Genomic DNA, 18,327 nt, shown 5'->3' with positions numbered 1-18,327 from the left:
CTGTCGATGCGTGCTAGGCATTGGCCACTTTGGCAGTGCGGATGAACAGGGCGCGCACCTTGTCCCAGAAGTTGCCCCCCAACACGAAAAAGCTGCCGATCAGCATGAGATCGCCCAGCAGTTGCAATTGCCACAGGTTCGGCCGCAGCCCCGGCCAAATGCTGTCGACATAGGGTTCCAGAAACGCCGAAATCAACGGCAGGAAGAACATCACCAGGCCGATGCGATGCCGAATCGGGCCCACTTCGGTTTCCGCGCTGGGCGCCAGCGACGTCACGTAACCGAACACACTGCGCTTCAATTGCTGGAACCCGGCCTTGCCCATGACCGCGATGACCAGGATCAGCAGGACCTTGTTACTGATAAACAGCACACCGGTCAGCGCCGCGACCTTGGAGCCCGGCACCCCGACAGCCGCCGCCAGCGGCACCATCAGCCACGACCCCAACATCAAACACAAAATCACGATGCCCAGTTTGAAGCGCCAGCCGGCGGAGTGGGGTTGGGTGGTCATGAGCGTTGCACCTTTTTGATGGATCGTCGTGGTTTTAAGGGCCCTTGGAAAGCGTAGCAGCTGACTCCCAGGCGTGAGTAAGTCGGCAGCGCGTTTACCTCCGCTCGATTTTCTTTCGGGCGACTATGCTCCAGTCATCTTCCTTGGCCGGGAAACCATCCATGCCTTCACGTGCCGCCATGCTGATCCGGTCGGGACCGCTCCTGCTGCTGCTGCTGCTGCTCGGCCTCGGCGGCTGTGCGCGCGTCGGGCCGGACTTCCAGCCGCCCGGTGAGGAATGGGTCAAGCACTGGAGCACGCCGGCACTGGAGCACTCCAGCGAGCGGGGCGCGAGCCCGGACCTGCGCCAGTGGTGGCAAGTGTTCAATGACCCGGTGCTCGACCAGTTGATTACCGATGCGGATGCGCACAACTCCAGCCTGAAAATCGCTGGCCTGCGGGTGATGGAAGCGAGGGCGCAATTGGGCATCGCCCAGGCCGGGCGTTACCCGCAATTCCAGCAGGCCAGTGTCGATCTGCTTTACGCGGAGCGCCGGCAATACAGCGGCAGCAACCCGAAGAACAGCCGGTTCTGGCAATTCAGTGAAGGCTTCGACGTCGGTTGGGAGCTGGATTTCTGGGGCCGCTTCAGCCGGGCCATCGAGTCCTCGGATGCCAGCTACTTCGCCGCCCAGGCCAACTACGAAGACGTGTTGGTACTGCTGCGCGCTCAGGTGGCCGACACGTACTTTTCCCTGCGCACCACCGAGGCCCGCCTGCGGGTCGCCCGGGACAATACCCGGCAGCAAAAACGCAGCCTGGACATCACCCGCAAGCTGTTCGACAGCGGCCAGACCGCCGAACTCGACCTGCAACAGGCCAGGACGCAATACCTCGGCACGTTGGCCAGCATCCCCAGCCTCGAAGACCAACTGCATCGAACCCGCAATGTCCTGGCGGTGCTGACCGGGCAAGCGCCGGGTGAGCTGCCGCAAGTGACACCCAATGAAGAACTGATCCCGCTACTGGACCGCGCCGTACTGCAGGATGTGCCGGCCAACCTGTTGCTGCGCCGCCCCGATGTGCGCGCCGCCGAGCTGAATGTCGCCGCGCAATCGGCGCTGATCGGCGTCGCCGTCAGTGATTTTTATCCGTCGCTGACCTTGCTCGGCAGCATCGTCTGGACCGCCACTTCCGTGGGCGGCTCGCCGAACAATCTGGACTTTGTCGGCGGTCCGAGCCTGCGCTGGAACCTGTTCGATCACGGCCAGATCAGCAACAACGTGCGAGTGCAGGATGCGCGCTTGCAGCAATTGATCGAGTCCTACCGCGACACCGTGCGCCAGGCCGCCCGTGAAGCCGACGATGCCGCCAGCGGCTTGAGCCAATCCCTGGAACGCGAACGCATCCTGCGTCAGGCCGAGACGGCGGCCAAGCGTTCGCTGGTGCTGGCTCGCGCGCAGTACAGCGAAGGTTTTTCCGATTTTCAGCGGGTGCTGGATGCGCAACGGGCGTTGCTCGAACAACAGGACAACTACCTGGTCAGCCGCAGCAATGCCGTCAGTAATCTGATTGCTTTGTACAAGGCCCTGGGCGGTGGCTGGTACGCCGCCCAACCCCTCATCGATCGCACCACGCAAAAGCAAATGGAAAAACGCACGGACTGGGGCGACCTGCTCGACGAACCCGGTCTTACCCCTGCCAGACAAGGTGAACAACCATGAGTGAAGCCGCGCCGCCCTCTGTTGAAGCGCCTCCTGCAAAGGCGCCAGCACCGGCCGCCGATCCGGCCAGGAAAGGCATCAAGTGGGTGTTGCTGCTGATCCTCATCAGCCTCGCCTGGTACTTGCTGGCGGACCGCTTCACGCCTTACACGCAGCAGGCGCGGGTCGGGGCGTTTGTGATTCCGGTTGCGGCGGAAGTGGCGGGGCGGGTAATCCGGGTGAATGTGCGCAACAACCAGGATGTCCGGGCCGGGGACATTCTTTTCGAAGTCGATCCACAGCCGTATCAGATCGCCGTTGACCGCGCCCGCGCCGACCTTGAATCGACCCGCCGCCAGATCGGCGCCAGCACCGCCGGCATCGCCTCGGCACAAGCCTCATTGCGCGCGGCCCAGGCCAACGAACTGAGGATGCGCCAGGACAGTCAGCGGCTCGAAGGCTTGTACCGCGCCGATAAAGGCACGGTGTCGGTGCGGCTGCTGGAAGTGTCGCGGGCCAACCTCGAACAGGCCACCAGCCAGGTCGCCGCCGCCGAAGCCGAAGTGCAACGGGCCAAGGAGCAGGAGGGCGGTAGCGAGGCAGATAACGCCGTGCTGCGCAGCGCCGCGACGGCGTTGACGAAAGCCGAACTCGATTTGGCCAACACCCGAATCGGCGCGCGCTCGGCGGGGCTGATCACCGACCTGCGCACCGATGTCGGCCAGTTCGCCGCCGCCGGGAGTCCGGTGATGACCCTGATCGCCATCCATGACGTGTGGATCAGTGCCGATATGACCGAGAACAACCTGGGCCTGGTCAAACCCGACACGCCGGTCGCCATCGTGCTCGATGCGTTGCCCGGCGAAGTGTTCGGCGGCCGGGTGCGCAGCGTCGGCTACGGCGTCAGTGTCGGCCAGGGGACCACACCGGGCACCTTGCCGAGCGTGCAGAACAGCCGCGACTGGCTGCGCCCGGCCCAGCGTTTTCCGGTGGTGATCGAGTTCGATGAGGACGCCCTGAATGCCCTGCGCGACAGCCGTTCAATCCGCGCGGGCGGGCAGGCCGAAGTCATGGCGTTCCCGGCGCCGGGCAATCCGTTGAACCCGCTCGGCCGGGTGTTCTTGAGTCTGATGAGTTGGCTTTCGTATGCCTATTAAGCGCACGCCCCGCGATCAGCGTTCACTGCGCCTGGCCACCGGCACGGCGCTGTGCCTGGCTGCCAGTTTCGGCTTGGCGTTGCCGATTCCATTTCTCGCGCCGGTGCTGGCGCTGCTGTTCCTGGCCACGCTCAATCAGCCGTTGCCGCTCAAGGCCGGCGTGGTGCTGGCGTTGGTGGCGATGCTGACCACCGGCGTCGGCCTGCTGTTATTTCCATTGCTGCGCTATTACCCGGTCAGCGGGTTGTCGCTGATTGGTGTCGGTTTATTTGTGGTGTTTCGCTTTGGCTTGCGCGGTGGCAACAACCTGATCGTGACCTTTCTGGTGATCGGGCTGACCATGATTTCGGCGGCCGGCACCGCCAGTTTCGAACTGGCACTGCTGGTCATCGGCGCGCTGGTCAAGGGCTTGCTGCTCGCGGTGCTGGTGGTGACCGTGAGCCATGGGCTGTTTCCCGAGCCAGCCAATGCGCCGCCGTCGCCCGCCGCCCCGGCACTCGCCGCCGAAGACGTCGACCGGGTCGCGTTGCGCGCCACGCTGATCGTATTGCCGGCGTTCCTGTTGGCGCTGATCGATCCGGCCAGCTACCTGCCGATCATCCTCAAAGCGGTCAGTCTCGGTCAGCAGAGCTCCACCACCACCGCGCGCAACGCTGGCCGCGAATTGCTCGGTTCGACGCTGCTGGGCGGTGTGCTGGCGATCCTGTTCTGGTGCGCCCTGAGCCTGTTCGTGCACCTGTGGATGTTCTTTCTGTGGATGCTGCTGTTCGGCCTGGTGCTGGCGCGCAAACTCTACGCACTGAGCCCGACCCGGTTCAGCCCGGGGTTCTGGCTCAATACGACGATCACGCTGATCATTTTGCTGGGGCAGTCGGTGCAGGACAGCGCGGCCGGCAAGGACGTCTACACCGCGTTTGCGGTGCGCATGGGGTTGTTTATCGGGGTGACGGTGTATGCCGGCCTGATGGTTCATCTACTCGATCAGCGGCGCCAGGCGCCTGTCAGGAAGTGACCTGATAACCCCGCCCTTGCAGGCAACCGGTATACGCCGCTGAACTGTTCGTCGACGTGGTCTGTTGCTGGGCTCGACGTTGCTGGCGCTGCCGTGCACCGCCCACCACCGCCCCGGCCGCAGCAGTTTGCTGGGCGTTGTTTTGGCGGTAGGCCTGCTTGGCGTCATCACCGGCGTGATCATAAAACTCGTCGTGTTGACGCCCGCGCACCTCAGCACCCACAGCGCCAGCGGCAGCCCCCACGGCGGCACCGCGCAATCTTCCGCCGGTCGCAGGCGGTGCGGTCGAAGAGGCCTGACTGGCGGCCACGTTTTTGCAATCGCTCATGTCAGCTTGAACTTGCTGCGAACTCTGCCCTTTGAGGGGCACGACCGTTTCGGCCCAGCCCTGGGAGCAAGTAGCCGCCAACGCCACAAACAGACCGATGGAAGACAACCGTTTCATGATGACCTCCGACAGTAAAAAAACTAAAAAACGGGACAGATCTATTTAAGTCACAACCTGTGTAGCAGCTGGCGAAGCCTGCGTCCGGCTGCGAAGCAGTCGTAAAATCAGGCGGCGCGGTGTTTCAGGAGGACCGCGCACTCAGGTTTGACGACTGCTTCGCAGCCGGACGCAGGCTTCGCCAGCTGCTACAAAGAGCGTGTTTCACCTAGAAAAAGGGGACTGATCTATTTAAATCAATCCGACCGCGTTTGCCTCAGCTCTTCAATCGTCTCTAAAAAACGGGACAGATCTATTTAAGTCACGACCTGTGTAGCAGCTGGCGAAGCCTGCGTCCGACTGCGAAGCAGTCGTAAAATCAGGCGGCGCGGTGTTTCTAAAAAACGGGACAGATCTATTTAAGTCACGACCTGTGTAGCAGCTGGCGAAGCCTGCGTCCGGCTGCGAAGCAGTCGTAAAATCAGGCGGCGCGGTGTTTCAGGAGGACCGCGCTCAGGGTTGACGACTGCTTCGCAGCCGGACGCAGGCTTCGCCAGCTGCTACAAAGAGCAGAAAAAGGGGACTGATCTATTTAAATCAATCCGACCGCGTTTGCCTCAGCTCTTCAATTGTCTCGATCAACGCGTCATAGGACACAGGTTTGCCCAGGTGCCGGTCGAAACCGGATTTACGGGATTTCTCGACGTCGCTTTCCGCGCCATAACCGGTCAAGGCAATCGCCGGCACCTGCTTGATATGCGGTAGTTCGCGCAAGGCGCGCATCAGGTCGTGGCCGCTCATGCCGGGCATGCCCACGTCGGAGACCACCAGGTCGTATTGCCCGGTCTGGGCGGCTTCCAGCGCCTGGTGTGGTTCGGCGAAGGCGATGACCCGGGCATCTTCCATTTCCAGCAGCATCTTCATCGTTTCCAGCACGTCCCGCGAGTCGTCCACCAGCAGCACGGTGAGGCCGGCCAGGCGTCCGCACTGTTCGCCGGTCAGGGTCGATGGCGCCACCAGCTCACGGGGTTGGCTCAAGGGCAGGCGGACGGTAAAGGTGCAACCCAGGCCCAACCCTGGGGAGGTGACCTCGACACTGCCGCCATGGGCTTCGGTCAATTGCCGCACCAACGACAGGCCGATCCCCAGGCCATTCCGTTGATGGGTCGCGTGCTGGTTGGCCGCCTGACCGAACAGGTCGAACACTTCATTCAGACTATCGGCGCTCAAACCGACGCCGCTGTCCTGCACATCGAGCCGGGCCATGCCGGCCTCGCGGGTGCCGATCAAACGAATCTGGCCACCCTCAGGGGTGAACTTCAGGGCGTTGTTCACCAGGTTCCAGATGATCTGTTCGACCCGGGTCGGGTCGGCATCAATCACCAACGCTTCAGGCATTTGCAGCGTCACATCGACGCCGGGATGGGCATTGGTCACCACCAGATAGACGTCTTGCAGCATCCGGTTCAAATCCACGACGCTGCGCTTGAGACGCAGCTTGCCGGTGCGCACCCGGGCGACATCGAGCAAATCATCGATGATCCGTGCCTGGCTGCTCACCGCGTCGCAAATGGTGTTGACCGCTTTTTCCGCCGGTGCCGTCGTCTTGATCAGCGGCAGGCGCCGCAGCAGCTCGGCGTTGAGCTGAATCAGGTTCAGCGGATGCTTGAGTTCATGGGACATCACCGCAAAGAACTCGTCCTTCAAGTGGCTGCTGCTCTGGGTTTCCGCCAGTTGCTGGTTTTGTTCTTCATGCAGGCGCTTGTGCCCCGTCAGGTCCCGGGCAATTTTCACGTAGCCTTGAAGGTTGTCGCCGCGCAGCAGGGTGACTTCGCCACTGCAGAAGAAGCGGCTGCCGTCCTTGCGCAGGTGCCAGCGCTCGTCTTCGTTACGGCCGTTGATGCGCACCGTCGAGAGCTCGCTTTCCGGCACGCCGGCGGCACGATCTTCTTCGGAGAAAATGAAGTCGTAATAGGCGCCTTCGGCCTCGGATTTCTTATAGCCGAAGATCAATTCCGCGCCTTTGTTCCAGGTGGTGATGATGCCCAGTTCATCGAGGGTGATGATCGCGTAGTCACGGGTGCTTTCGGCGACCAGGCGCATGCGTTCTTCACCCATGCGCAATTCTTCTTCGGCGGCATGGCGCTTGGTGATGTCGATGAAGGTCAGCACGGTGCCGTCGATGTGGTCGGCGCTGGAGCGGTAAGGCAGGAGGCGGGCGATGTACCAGCGATTGTCGGTGCTGCTGACTTCGCGCTCGATCATGTTCAACGACTCGAACACTTGCGCCGCGTCACCCGCCAGGTCTTCATAGTCCAGGCGATGGGTGATGTCGAGCAACGAGCGTCCGGTGTCCACCGGCAACATGCTGAAGATATCGGTGGCCCGGGGCGTGAACCATTTGATGCGCATGTTGCTGTCGACAAACACCGTGGCAATGTCGGTGGAGGCGATCAGGTTGGTCAGGTAATCGTTGATCTTGTCGGTTTCTTCGACTTTGGTTTTCAGCTCGAAGTTGACGGTCAGTAGCTCTTCGTTGATCGACTGCAGCTCTTCCTTGCTGGTTTCCAGCTCTTCGGTGGCCGAGCGCAGTTCTTCGTTGATCGCCTGCATTTCTTCGTTGGAAGCCTTGAGCTCTTCGCTGGAGACTTCCGATTGTTCGATGGTGTCCTGCAACTGCAACTTGGTGCGTTGCAACTCCCGTTCAAGGTTGGACAGCACCTGGTTTTCGGATTGCAGCATCGTGGAATTCGACACTTCAGAAGGGTCGACTTCGACTTCTTCGAACATCAGCAGGACGAACTCGTTGTCCGATTCTTCGTCACGGTAGGGGTGGGCCGCCAGGTCGACGCGATAGCTGCGCTCCTCACGCTTGATCGCCACCGTGCGCGACTTGACCATCTGGCTGCCTTGTTGCGCCTGGAACAGCGTCGTGCGTACTTCCAGGCGCAACTCCGGAAGGATCAGCGTCAACAAATTGCGCGACAGCTCGCCGCCGACATGGCGCAGAAAACGTCCTGCGGTTTCGCTCATGTGCAGGATGTCGGCATTGGCGTCGACGATCATGCTCGGTGGTGCCGAGTATTCCTGCGCGCGTTGGTGAATATCGGCAAACGACAGTTTGCGCGGCTTTTGGCTGGCTGGGGCCTGGTGGGTAATGTCGCTTCGCACATAGCCTCCACGGGGCATGGTCGGGGCGCGTCGGCTACTGCCGGTGCCAGTCTTGGCCCGGAAGATCCGGTTGCGCTTGTCGACCGGGGCAAACAGGTCGTGGCAGGCGTCCGCGCTCTCGGAAGTACCCAGGAACAGGAAGCCGCCAGGGCGCAGGGCAAAGTGGAACATCTGCAGGATCTCCCGTTGGACTTCGCGGTCCAGGTAGATCAGCAGATTGCGACAGACGATCAGGTCCATGTGCGAGAACGGCGGATCGGACAGCAGGCTGTGCTTGGCAAACAAGACCTTTTCGCGCAGCTCTTTACGAATTCGGTAGTGCTGGTTTTCTTTGGCGAAATAGTGGCGCAGCCGCGTCGGCGGTACATCGGTGATGATGGCTTGCGGGTACAACCCGCTGCGCCCGACGCTGATCGCGCGCTCGTCGATATCGGTGGCGAACAATTGCAACGACGCCTGGCTGGCGTCCAATTGCATCTGATCGTTGACCAGCATCGCCAGGCTGTAGACCTCTTCACCGGTGGAGCAGCCCGCCGACCAGATGCGGATTTCTTCGTTTTCCGGGTGGGCCGACACGGCGGCGCTGACCAGTTGCGGCACCACGTCGCGCTCCAGCGCTTCGAAGGCCTCGCGGTCGCGGAAGAAATTGGTCACGCCGATCAGCATGTCGGCCAGCAACGCCTTGGTTTCTTCGGGGCTGCTCAGCAGGTAGCCATAGTAGGCGGCGAGGTCGGGCTGCGCGGTGACCTGCATCCGCCGTTCGATACGACGCAACACGGTGGCGCGCTTGTAGTGCTTGAAGTCGTGACCGGTGCCGGCGCGCAACTGAATCAGCACGTCCCGCAGCACTTGTTCGGCCGCCGCCGCGTCGCGCTCGGCAACCGAGGCGATGGTTTGCAGGTCGGAGTCGTTGGCTGTTGGCAAGGAAATCGCCTTGGCATTGCGCCACAACTCCAGCAGCTTCTGCGGCATCTCCACGACGGGTAGCACCAGGTCGACCATCTGAGTGTCGATGGCCGCCCGGGGCATGCCGTCGAACTCGGCGTCTTCCGGCGCCTGGGCCAGGGTCACGCCACCTTGTTCCTTGATGCGTGACAAGCCGACCGCGCCATCCGAGCCGGTGCCGGACAACACCAGGCAAAACGCCCGTTCACGGTGCACATCGGCCAGGTCGCGGAAGAACAGATCAATGGCCGAGGTACGGCCCAGGCGCGGGTCGGATGGGCTGACCTCAAGGTAACCGTCATTCATCGTCAGCCGATGGGCGGGTGAAATGACATAGACGTGATTCTTTTCGATGGCCACCGATTCGGTGACCTGCAGGACCGGCATCTGGGTCGATTCCTGGATGATCTTGTCGGCAATGCTTTCGTGGTCCGGCGACAGGTGAAGAATGATCACGAACGCCATGCCGTTGTCCTGGGGCATGTTCTCGAAAAACAGTTTGATCGCTTGCAGACCCCCGGCGGACGCACCAATGCCGACCACACCAAAATCGAGTGGGTGCAGCGGGTGTTGCCTGGACTGGGCAACTTGGGTTGTCGGGTCGGGTGAATTCGTCATGGATAAATGCCTTGAAAGGCGACGTCTAGACGCCGCGGCAAAAGGGTGAGGCTGCTCCTGCCTTGGCAGTCATCGGCAGGGCTATTTATATTCAGCAGTCGCAATCAGTTAAGTGCAGGTCATCAACGCTAACTTGGCCGGCGGGAAATTTAGCATTCTATTCGCAATTCGCGTGGACGTTTCGTGGGGGACTGAGTCGACCAATCATTACCCTCAGGGCGCACTGACTCAGTGTTTCAAGCTTAGCCGATTATCAAGGGATAAGTTGCGACCGAGAAGGTTCCTCGTCGCCCGGTAAATAGGGCTCGGCGCGGACAAAACCTGTGGCGAGGAGGCTTGCTGAGGCGAGGGAACAAGCCCCCTCGCCACAGGGGATCGCGTTGTCTCAATGCCCACCCACCACCATCTGCGTAAACGGCGACACATACGCCTGCAACGTCACCAGCCCGCCGACCAGGATCGCCAGCACGATGGAGTGGAAGAACACATAACGCAGAATCTCCCCTTCATGCCCGTACCAGCGGGTAGCCGTGGAGGCGACCACGATTGACTGGGCATCGACCATCTTGCCCATGACCCCGCCGGAACTGTTGGCCGCGGCCATCAACACCGGGCTGATCCCCAGCTGTTCCGAGGTCACCCGCTGCAAGCCGCCGAACAGCACGTTGGAGGCCGTGTCCGAGCCGGTCAGCGCCACGCCGAGCCAGCCGAGCAGGGTGCCGAACATTGGGTAGAAAATCCCGGTGGCGGCAAAGGCCAGGCCCATGGTGGCGTCCAGTCCCGAGTAGCGCGTGAGGTAGCCGAGGGCGAGCATCGCCGCAATGGTGATCAGCGAATACCGCACCACCCACAGGGTGCGCAGGTACTGGCGTGCCAGTTGCGGGATCGAATAGCCCATCAGCAGCCCACCGAAGATAGCCGCGAAGAAAATGCCGCTGCCGGTGGCGGTGAACCAGGTGAACTTGTAGATCGCGTCTTCGGTTTTCGGCGTCGGTACCACCGGCGGCACTTTTTCGACTTGCTGGTGCAGGGTGGTGAAGGTCAGGGCCGGGGAAAAGATCGGATTGGCCTCACGCAACGGCTTGCCTTGCGGGTCGAGGGTGGCGGAATGGGTTTGCGGGTCGATGACGGCGCGGGTATCGAACATGTTTTTGAAGCCTTGGGTGCCCCAGGCAAACACAAACACCGTGAGGATGATCCACGGCATCCACGCGCGCATGACCGCCGGTTTGGCGTCGCCGGAAAAGGTCGCGCTGGCCTCGGTTTTTTGCTCGTGCTCCGGGTCGATTTTCGAGTTATCGACGCGCCCCGACAGGGCCGCCGAAGTGTGCACAGTGGCCGGTTTCCACACCTTGAGGAACCCGGTCAGGCACGCCATGGAAATCAGCGCGGCGATCACGTCCACCAGCATCGGTCCGTGATAGTTGGAAACGAGGAACTGCGGCACGGCAAAACTGACCCCGGCCACCAGAATCGCCGGCCAGATTTCCAGCATCTTGCGCCAGCCGGCAAAGGCCCAGATCAACCAGAACGGCACCAATACCGAGAAAAACGGCAGTTGCCGACCGACCATCATCGACAGCTCCATTTCATCCAGCCCGGTGACCTTGGCCAGGGTGATGATCGGCGTACCGAGGGCGCCGAAGGCCACCGGCGCGGTGTTGGCGATCAACGCCAGGCCCGACGCCGCCAGCGGCGAGAAGCCCAGGCCGATCAGAATCGCCCCGGTCACCGCCACCGGCGTGCCGAACCCGGCCGCGCCTTCGAAGAACGCGCCGAAACAGAAGGCGATCAGCAGCAATTGCAGGCGCCGGTCGTCGGTGATCCGCGCCAGGGAATCCTGTAGCACTTTGAACGAGCCGTTCTCGGTGGTCAGCCGGTGCAGGAAGATGATGTTGAGCACGATCCAGCCAATCGGCAGCAGGCCGTTGGCCGCGCCAAACAGCGCCGCCGTACCGGCCATGTTCGCTGGCATGCCGAAGGCGAAAATGGCGATCAGCAAGGCTGAGGCCAGGGCCAGCAGCGCCGCCAGGTGCGCCTTGACATGGAAGAACGCCAGGGAGGCCAGCATCACCACCACCGGCACTGCTGCCATGATGGTCGAGATCACCGGGTTGCCGAACGGGTCGTAGATTTGCTGCCAGACCATGTTCCACCTCTGCTTTTTATTGTTGGAGGCGCAGATCCTTTGCGGGTTGGTTGCGTGGAGTATAGGTGGCATTTGGCCGCTGTCTTGGCGACTGTTATGGCTGAGCTAACATGACTCAGGCGTGATTCGTTCACCCACGACAACAAGAGGATGCAGCAATGACCGAGCGCCATATGGTCCACACGGAAACCCTGTCGAACGGCTGCAAGATTGAGGTCAAGGCCAAGATATTGCGGGATGGTTCGTTGGAGATGTTTATCGGCGTCTATGGGCCGGACGGTAAGGTCATTGATGAAGACCACGACCCCAAACCGCACCTGCTCGATATGGAAGATGCGCTGGAATGGGCCATCGAAAAGGCGCGGACCATCGGCAACAGTCAGAAAACGTTGTAATGCGCAGTGTTGATCGCGCAATTACACCGCCACGACTTGCCGCTTGAATTTCAGATACAGCGTCATCCCATGGTTGACGTAGGTCGTCGTCTTCTCAGGGTCTTGCTTCTTCGGAGCCTTGTTGCGGGTAACATCCGCTGTCTTCCAAACGCCGAAGGCGATGACTTCTGTATTCGCGGGATATTGCTGTAGCCAGGTTGCATCGCTATGGCCGATGCTGACAGGAAAGGTCATTACTTCACCCGTAGTGCTTTCGAAGTAGTTCACTTGATGCAAGGTGAGAAAGTTGTTCTTCGCCCCGGGTCTGACGGCAGAGAAGTCCTCGACCGTACCTACTAATGCGAAAGGGTGACATGGGTCGCCGCGTGATTTGAGCATTGCCCATGCTTGCGCATAGCGGTTGCGCCATTGCGGTTTGTTAGCGGGGCAATGGATCTGTGAAATGAGCCGTAAGTGGGTCTAGTGGTAGGGCCATTGAGGTCATAGGATGCTCACACATCCTGATCAATCGGCCGGTTGTCAGATCCCGATCAAAAAATTCCAAGAGCGTTTTCCTTAACCGAAAACGGATCCTCATGAAGTTAATCCTGAGTTATTCGGCTGCCTGGAAATCGGTTGCCGTCATGCTGTCGGCTGCACTGTCATCCGCCTGCAAACCGCCCACCCGCGTGGACTTTATCAAGTACCCGTCGTTGCGGCAGAAGTGGTCGATGATCTGCGATGCCCGCAGTAACGCCGCTGAACTCAACGCCAAGGGTTGCGACAACTTGCGTCAGTGGCAGAGCGCCAATCAACAGCCCGGTTTGATGAATCAGAACCTGGGCAAATGAGGACCGGATGGACGCGTTAGTAGCCCTTTAGTAGCATCGGCCACTTTCATCGCGCCTGCGCGTCAAGGATGATCCATGTCAGCTTTCCCACCGCGCATGTGGCCAATGATCGCCCTATGCGCATTGCTCAGCGGTTGCAGCCTCAACGGTTCCTATCCCGAGGTCGTTGACCCCAACCCCGCCAAACTGCGCTTTGTCGCCAATGTCGACAATGCCAGCCTCATGCTTTTCACCGCTGAACGCTGCCAGGGCTACACCACGGGCGTGCTTAATAATGTGTTTGCCCGCGACACTTCACGGCGGGTGGGCATGAGCTTTGCGCCTCCGGCCGATGCGCGGGGATACCTGGAAATCAAGCTCAAGCCCGAACAACCGGCCTTTCTGATGGTGTGCGGTTCGCCGGCGTTCAACCTCACGCCTGCGCCCGGCGCTGAATATGAGCTGAAGGTCGATTCGGTGAAATCCCGATGTGTGGTGTCCTTGCAGCAGGTCGAGCGAGTGGACGGCAAGACCCTGCGCACCTCGCTGCCTCTGGAGCACAAGGGCCTGGCCGCTTGCACGGGGACATCGCCGATCTTCCCGGTGGTGCCATTACCCGATACGCCGCAGCGCGTGGTAATGATCGATCGCATCATCAATGCCAGCATCACTGCGGACATGAAAGTCGACTCCGCCGAGGTGACGCGTCTGCGTAGGCCGCCCGATAAACTCGAGCAGCAGATCAGCACGCGCAAGGCGCAGTTGTGGTTCACTTTTCCGGAGGAGTACTGGGCTCAATACCGACGCAACTTCAGGACCTTCGATCATGAGATGAGCCAGGTCAACGCGCAGGCATTGGCGCGTTATCGGGAGGAGTTCGGGCTGCGCCTGCGACAGTTCGATGATCAGACGCTGGACGCGTGGCAGGGACCGGTCGCCGAGCAACTGACCCAGGAAATGCGCGAGTTTTACCTCAGCACTGACACCCAGCTGGCGCATCAAGCGTTCCGTCGTTTGGTAACGCCCATGGCCGAGCTGGACGACCAATACGGTGTTTGCCTGCGTTCAACGTCGTGCTGGAAATGGAATGTGCACTAAAACGTGAAGCTGCGAGACGAACGTGGCGCCTGTTGCGCCAGTTCAGTGTCGAGCAAATGCTCGACCAGCACATCGTTCAAAAAGCGGAATTGATCATTCAGCCCGACCACTTCGTTGCTGAAATGGTTGGCGGCGGCCGGCATCAGCACGTCTTCGAACTGTGGGTCGAACACCAGCGCGATCTCTTTGCGTGAAACCACGTGTTGCGAATAGTAGTTGCTGCCGAACACCGGGAAACTCACGGCCAGGGTAACGATGCGGATCATGACGGGTGCTCCTCGGTGTGGCCGATGTCCAGGAAAAAGCGCGAGAACAGGGTCAGCGTGACGGCGGTCAGGGCCAGGCAGGTCAGGAGATGGATCAACATGATGTGCCCCTCCGATGCGGGGTTTGGGTTGCGTATGGGGCGATCCTGCGCCGGTCGGTTTTTTTGCGGAAGGCATTCGTTACGATGGTGGATATCGACGTGAATGATGGTGAAGGTTTTTTCATCGATGGCGGTGCCAAATCTGTAGGAGCAAGGCTTGCCCGCGATGGCGGCATAAACGGCACCACAAATCACCAGACGAACGGCCAAAACCCTCAACCTATACTCAACTCAATAGTCTTATAAGCCCCGGGCATTTCGTTCGGGAGCGCCTTCAGGACACCGCGATCTTGAACCTGCGTTCGCTGATCGTCGCCGTGATGCTGGTGTTGGCGGGATGCGCCATGTCTACGCGCGCCCCGGAAGTGGCGCCGGTCGTGATGGTGTCGCCGAGCACCTGGCAGCAGGTGGACCGGGAGATCGTCGCCGCGTCGCAGTCGGCCACCGAGCAGACCAAGATCTACGCCCGTGGTGCCATGGATTACTGGCGCACGCGGGTCTATCAACTGACCGAAGAGAACTTCATTCCCTGGTTCAGCAGTTACTGGACCCAGGAATGGCTATCGATGAAGGTCAGTTGGTACACGCTCAGCGCTGCGGGCGAGCAGGACGCTTCGGCCAAGCGCCTGGCGGCGTATCTGCTGGAGCAATACCAGCAACGGGTGCTGGCGCCGGTCGCGGTGGAAATCGACCCTGACGCGATTCTCGGCCTGGCCACGGCGTTCTACGTGGACATTGTTCAGGAAGAATTACAGAAAATTTCCCAGCGTCACGGCATTCCCATGGCGCAGCTCAACGGTCGCCTCCAGAAAATCCCCGCCATCGCCCTCGGCCCGCCGCCGGCCCGGGACGCCTCGCTCTTTCAGGTGGTGCACACCGAGCCGCTGAATACATTGCCGGCCTACGCGGCGCTGATCGACAAGATCCACAAGGCGGGCGGTGACAAGGGCGTGGATTCGACCGACACCGCCATGGCCCCAGTGGCCAAGCGCGCCAGCCAGCGGATGGAGGCCGAACTGCCTTCGCGCGGGGCCGCCAGTGCGGTGGCGGCGGCGGCAGGCAAACTGGCCGGAGGCTTGATCACCATTGGGGTCGCCGGGATTCGCGCGATCATCCGGGCCAATGACCGGCCGGACAGCGAGGCGCTGATTCGCAGCAGTCTGGGCAACACCTTCGACAAGGCCTGGACCAAGCTGGTGCAGAACCCGACGACCGGTGTCATGGCGGGTACGCTGTACATGGCCGCGCAAATCGAGGGCAACCTGGCGGGGAGCGCTGAAGTACCGTCGGTCAGTTCGAGCGGTGGCGCTGTCGATTGGAGCCCGGGTGGTTCGACTATTCAACAGATCGACCCCTAACCCAGCAGGAGAACGACCATGTCTTACGTAGATGGCTTTATCGCTGCAGTGCCCACCGCCAACCGCGAAAAATTCAAGAAACACGCCGAGGACGCCGCCGTGATCTTCAAAGAGAACGGCGCCCTGAGCGTCGTCGAATGCTGGGGCGATGACGTGCCCGACGGCAAGGTCACCTCGTTTCCGATGGCGGTGAAACTCAAGGAGGACGAAACGGTGATCTTTTCCTGGATCGTCTGGCCCGACAAGGCCACCCGCGATGCCGGGATGCAGAAACTCATGGACGATCCGCGCATGCAACCGGACGTCAATCCGATGCCATTCGATGGGCAGCGCCTGGTGTTTGGCGGATTCAACATCATCGTGCAGGCCTGACAACGAGCGCAGGTTCACTCATGCGCCGGGGTGATCCTGCAACTCTTGCGGTTGCGGATCTCGTTGTCCGTCGGCCGCTCCCGCACAAACTCGAAACGCGGCTCACCTTCGCTATAGTGAACCAGCCAGCCCCATTCCAGCTCGGCCTCGTCCTGACCGGGCTGCGGCGGCGTCGCCCACCATGGCTCTTTGCTGATGATCTCTCGCATGGCGCCCTCCGGTTGATTGGGTTGGTTCAACTATAACGTGCATGTCAGGAGGTGCCAGGCGTGAGCGACGAATCCCATGAACCGCTCAAGCGGCTGTTTTTCGCCTTGAGCTGCGCCCCCGAGCCGCGCCGAGCGATTGTCCAGTGGCGCAGCGCTCTGCAACTGCGCAGCGGACGCCCGGTACCAGTGGAAAATTTTCACCTGACCTTGATGTTTTTAGGCGCAGTGGGCGTGGCGCAAATTGCCGATCTCTGCACCGCGGCGGCGAATGTGCGGGTGCCGGGTGTGCCGTTGCGGGTGGTGCTGGATCGGCTGGATGTCTGGCGCAAGCACGGGGTTCTGGTGCTGGTGCCGGAAGAGGCGCCGCCGGAGTTGTTGCGGCTGGTTTATGGCTTGGAACAAGCGATGTTGCCGTTCGGGTTTGAGGACGCGCCCAAGGAGTTTCGGCCGCACCTGACCTTGATGCGCGACTATCGCTTGCCGGTGCCTGAGTCTGAATCACCGCCCGAATTTATCCTGCGGGCGGATCGCTTCACTCTGTTCGAATCCCATAAGGGCCATTACCGAGCCCTCGCCGAATGGCCGCTGCTGTCCCAGGATCAAAAAAAGGCGCCCGGAGGCGCCTGAAGTTCACCTTAACCGAGGAGCCAGGTGAGGCCGTTCACAGCAGGTGCAGCGGTGGTAAGGCGCTGCGTGAACGGAAGAGAGGAGCCGCCGAGCGTTCCCACGCGACCCGGCGTGATCGTTCCGACGCTCCGCGTGGGAATGCAGCCCGGGACGCTCCGCGTCCCATCCAGAACCGAACGCGGAGCGTGCGCGGAGGCATTCCCACGCAGAGCGTGGGAACGATCGGGGTGTCAGTTATTTACCGAGCTTCACGCGGGTCCAACCCCGGGTCATTACGCGCTGAACGCCAATCGGCATATCCGGAATCGCATACAGCGTCGCCATCACAGCCTGCGACGGGTATGACCCCGGTTCATCACGAATCGCTTCATTCACCAACGGTGTCGCCGCCGCATTGGCGTTGCTGTAGCCGATGTCGTTGGTGATGCCGGCGATGATGTCCGGGCGCATCAGGAAGTTCATGAACAGGTAAGCATTCTCGACGTTGGCCGCGTCCCGCGGGATGGCGACCATGTCGTAGAAACTGCCGGCGCCTTCCTTCGGAATGCTGTAGTCGATTTTTACCGTGTCGCCGGCTTCCTTGGCGCGGGCCTTGGCCTGCAACACATCGCCGGAGTAACCGACGGCCACGCAGATGTTGCCGTTGGCCAGGTCGGAGATGTACTTCGAGGAATGGAAGTACGCCACCGACGGCCGAATCTTCATGAACAGCGCTTCGGCTTCAGCGATCTGCGCCTTGTCCTGGGAATTCACCGGGTAGCCCAGATAGTGCAGGGCGGCCGGCAGCATCTCGGTCGGCGAATCAAGGAAACTGATCCCGCAAGCTTTGAGTTTTTCCGCGTTTTCCGGTTTGAACAGCAGGTCCCAGGAGTTGGTCGGCGCATTCGCCCCGAGCACTTCCTTGACCTTGGCCGGGTTGAAACCGATGCCGATCGAGCCCCACATGTACGGGAAGGCGTGAGCGTTATCCGGGTCGCTGGCCGAGGCGTTTTTCAGCAGTACAGGGTTGAGGTTTTTCCAGTTCGGCAGCTTCGATTTGTCCAGCGTCTGATAGACGCCGGCCTTGATCTGCTTGGCCAGGAAACTGTTGGACGGCACCACGATGTCGTAGCCGGATTTACCCGCGAGCAGGCGTGCCTCAAGGGTTTCGTTGCTGTCGAACACATCGTAGGTCACGCGGATACCGGTCTCGTCCTCGAACTTCTTGACCGTGTCCGCAGCGATGTAATCCGACCAGTTGTAAACGCGCAGAACCTTGTCGCCGGCCTGGGCAACCGAAGCCATGGCGCCCAGTAAGGACAGTGTCAGCAGAGTCCTGCCAAACATTTTCATCGGTACAACTCCATTTCTTTTTTATTCAAATACGCAAAACAATTGCAGTCTCGGCGCACCCCTCGTAGCAGCTGGCGAAGCCTGCGTT

18 protein-coding genes are annotated in these 18,327 nt (G+C 60.9%); 9 read left to right on the top strand and 9 right to left on the bottom strand.

The genetic code is table 11. From position 1 onward, the window contains the following. Positions 1-13: 13 nt before the first annotated feature. Positions 14-514, bottom strand: coding sequence for a transporter suffix domain-containing protein (locus HKK52_RS07715; RefSeq protein ID WP_169370300.1), 501 nt, complete (start codon positions 512-514; stop codon positions 14-16). A 179-nt stretch (positions 515-693) separates the two neighbouring features. Between HKK52_RS07715 and HKK52_RS07710 the strand changes: the two genes are divergently transcribed. The 3 genes from HKK52_RS07710 to HKK52_RS07700 are packed head-to-tail and all read left to right on the top strand — an operon-like array spanning position 694 to position 4,365. Next, complete coding sequence (locus HKK52_RS07710; protein WP_169374201.1) at positions 694-2,217, top strand: efflux transporter outer membrane subunit; 1,524 nt, start codon at positions 694-696, stop codon at positions 2,215-2,217. Continuing rightward, on the top strand, positions 2,214-3,353 hold the full coding sequence (locus HKK52_RS07705; protein ID WP_169370299.1) for an HlyD family secretion protein: 1,140 nt from the start codon (positions 2,214-2,216) through the stop codon (positions 3,351-3,353). The genes HKK52_RS07710 and HKK52_RS07705 overlap by 4 nt, the downstream gene beginning before the upstream one ends. Then, the gene (locus tag HKK52_RS07700) at positions 3,343-4,365 is read left to right on the top strand and encodes a DUF2955 domain-containing protein (RefSeq protein ID WP_169370298.1); all 1,023 of its coding nucleotides are present in this window, start codon (positions 3,343-3,345) and stop codon (positions 4,363-4,365) included. The genes HKK52_RS07705 and HKK52_RS07700 overlap by 11 nt, the downstream gene beginning before the upstream one ends. Here HKK52_RS07700 and HKK52_RS07695 read toward each other — a convergent pair. From HKK52_RS07695 to HKK52_RS07685, 3 genes are all read right to left on the bottom strand, one after another. Beyond that, positions 4,355-4,810 carry a YMGG-like glycine zipper-containing protein gene (locus HKK52_RS07695; protein WP_169370297.1) on the bottom strand — a complete coding sequence of 152 codons (456 nt, stop codon included), beginning with the start codon at positions 4,808-4,810 and terminating at the stop codon, positions 4,355-4,357. The two genes, HKK52_RS07700 and HKK52_RS07695, sit on opposite strands and share 11 nt — an antisense overlap. Positions 4,811-5,386: 576 nt before the next feature. Next, a complete protein-coding gene (locus HKK52_RS07690) occupies positions 5,387-9,523 on the bottom strand; it encodes a CheR family methyltransferase (protein ID WP_169370296.1) in 4,137 nt (1,378 codons plus the stop codon). A 385-nt stretch (positions 9,524-9,908) separates the two neighbouring features. Beyond that, on the bottom strand, positions 9,909-11,672 hold the full coding sequence (locus HKK52_RS07685) for an L-lactate permease (protein WP_169370295.1): 1,764 nt from the start codon (positions 11,670-11,672) through the stop codon (positions 9,909-9,911). Positions 11,673-11,830: 158 nt separating this feature from the next. Here HKK52_RS07685 and HKK52_RS07680 point away from each other — a divergent pair, with 158 nt between their 5' ends. After that, positions 11,831-12,067 (top strand): hypothetical protein, encoded by a 237-nt coding sequence (locus tag HKK52_RS07680; RefSeq protein WP_169370294.1) that lies wholly within the window; start codon positions 11,831-11,833, stop codon positions 12,065-12,067. Positions 12,068-12,088: 21 nt separating this feature from the next. On the opposite strand, the gene HKK52_RS07675 is transcribed toward HKK52_RS07680, so the two are convergent. Next, a complete protein-coding gene (locus HKK52_RS07675; protein ID WP_169370293.1) occupies positions 12,089-12,445 on the bottom strand; it encodes a hypothetical protein in 357 nt (118 codons plus the stop codon). Between the two features lie 197 nt (positions 12,446-12,642). On the opposite strand from HKK52_RS07675, the gene HKK52_RS07670 reads away from it, so the two are divergent. Together HKK52_RS07670 and HKK52_RS07665 are read left to right on the top strand one after the other, a co-directional pair. Further along, positions 12,643-12,897, top strand: coding sequence for a hypothetical protein (locus HKK52_RS07670; protein ID WP_169370292.1), 255 nt, complete (start codon positions 12,643-12,645; stop codon positions 12,895-12,897). A 75-nt stretch (positions 12,898-12,972) separates the two neighbouring features. After that, on the top strand, positions 12,973-13,974 hold the full coding sequence (locus HKK52_RS07665; RefSeq protein WP_169370291.1) for a hypothetical protein: 1,002 nt from the start codon (positions 12,973-12,975) through the stop codon (positions 13,972-13,974). Here HKK52_RS07665 and HKK52_RS07660 read toward each other — a convergent pair. Next, complete coding sequence (locus HKK52_RS07660) at positions 13,971-14,240, bottom strand: hypothetical protein (protein WP_169370290.1); 270 nt, start codon at positions 14,238-14,240, stop codon at positions 13,971-13,973. The genes HKK52_RS07665 and HKK52_RS07660 overlap by 4 nt on opposite strands. Then, on the bottom strand, positions 14,237-14,551 hold the full coding sequence (locus HKK52_RS07655) for a hypothetical protein (RefSeq protein ID WP_169368742.1): 315 nt from the start codon (positions 14,549-14,551) through the stop codon (positions 14,237-14,239). Before HKK52_RS07655 ends, HKK52_RS07660 begins: the two co-directional genes overlap by 4 nt. An 80-nt stretch (positions 14,552-14,631) precedes the next feature. Here HKK52_RS07655 and HKK52_RS07650 point away from each other — a divergent pair, with 80 nt between their 5' ends. Together HKK52_RS07650 and HKK52_RS07645 are read left to right on the top strand one after the other, a co-directional pair. Continuing rightward, the gene (locus HKK52_RS07650; RefSeq protein ID WP_169370289.1) at positions 14,632-15,699 is read left to right on the top strand and encodes a hypothetical protein; all 1,068 of its coding nucleotides are present in this window, start codon (positions 14,632-14,634) and stop codon (positions 15,697-15,699) included. Between the two features lie 18 nt (positions 15,700-15,717). Beyond that, positions 15,718-16,071 carry a DUF1428 domain-containing protein gene (locus HKK52_RS07645; protein ID WP_169370288.1) on the top strand — a complete coding sequence of 118 codons (354 nt, stop codon included), beginning with the start codon at positions 15,718-15,720 and terminating at the stop codon, positions 16,069-16,071. Positions 16,072-16,085: 14 nt separating this feature from the next. Here HKK52_RS07645 and HKK52_RS07640 read toward each other — a convergent pair whose 3' ends face one another. Beyond that, entirely contained in the window at positions 16,086-16,280 is a 195-nt protein-coding gene (locus HKK52_RS07640) for a hypothetical protein (protein ID WP_169370287.1), read from the bottom strand. Between the two features lie 60 nt (positions 16,281-16,340). Here HKK52_RS07640 and thpR point away from each other — a divergent pair, with 60 nt between their 5' ends. Further along, positions 16,341-16,907 (top strand): RNA 2',3'-cyclic phosphodiesterase, encoded by a 567-nt coding sequence (thpR, locus tag HKK52_RS07635; RefSeq protein WP_169370286.1) that lies wholly within the window; start codon positions 16,341-16,343, stop codon positions 16,905-16,907. 234 nt (positions 16,908-17,141) lie between these two features. Here the strand turns inward: thpR and HKK52_RS07630 are convergent, their stop codons facing one another. Then, positions 17,142-18,239 carry a polyamine ABC transporter substrate-binding protein gene (locus HKK52_RS07630; RefSeq protein ID WP_169370285.1) on the bottom strand — a complete coding sequence of 366 codons (1,098 nt, stop codon included), beginning with the start codon at positions 18,237-18,239 and terminating at the stop codon, positions 17,142-17,144. Positions 18,240-18,327: the final 88 nt, after the last annotated feature.

Origin of the sequence: Pseudomonas sp. ADAK2 (assembly GCF_012935755.1) — a bacterium.
Lineage (GTDB): Bacteria > Pseudomonadota > Gammaproteobacteria > Pseudomonadales > Pseudomonadaceae > Aquipseudomonas.
Note: the sequence above shows the minus strand (reverse complement) of the source record. Positions and strands in the feature narration are given on the sequence as shown.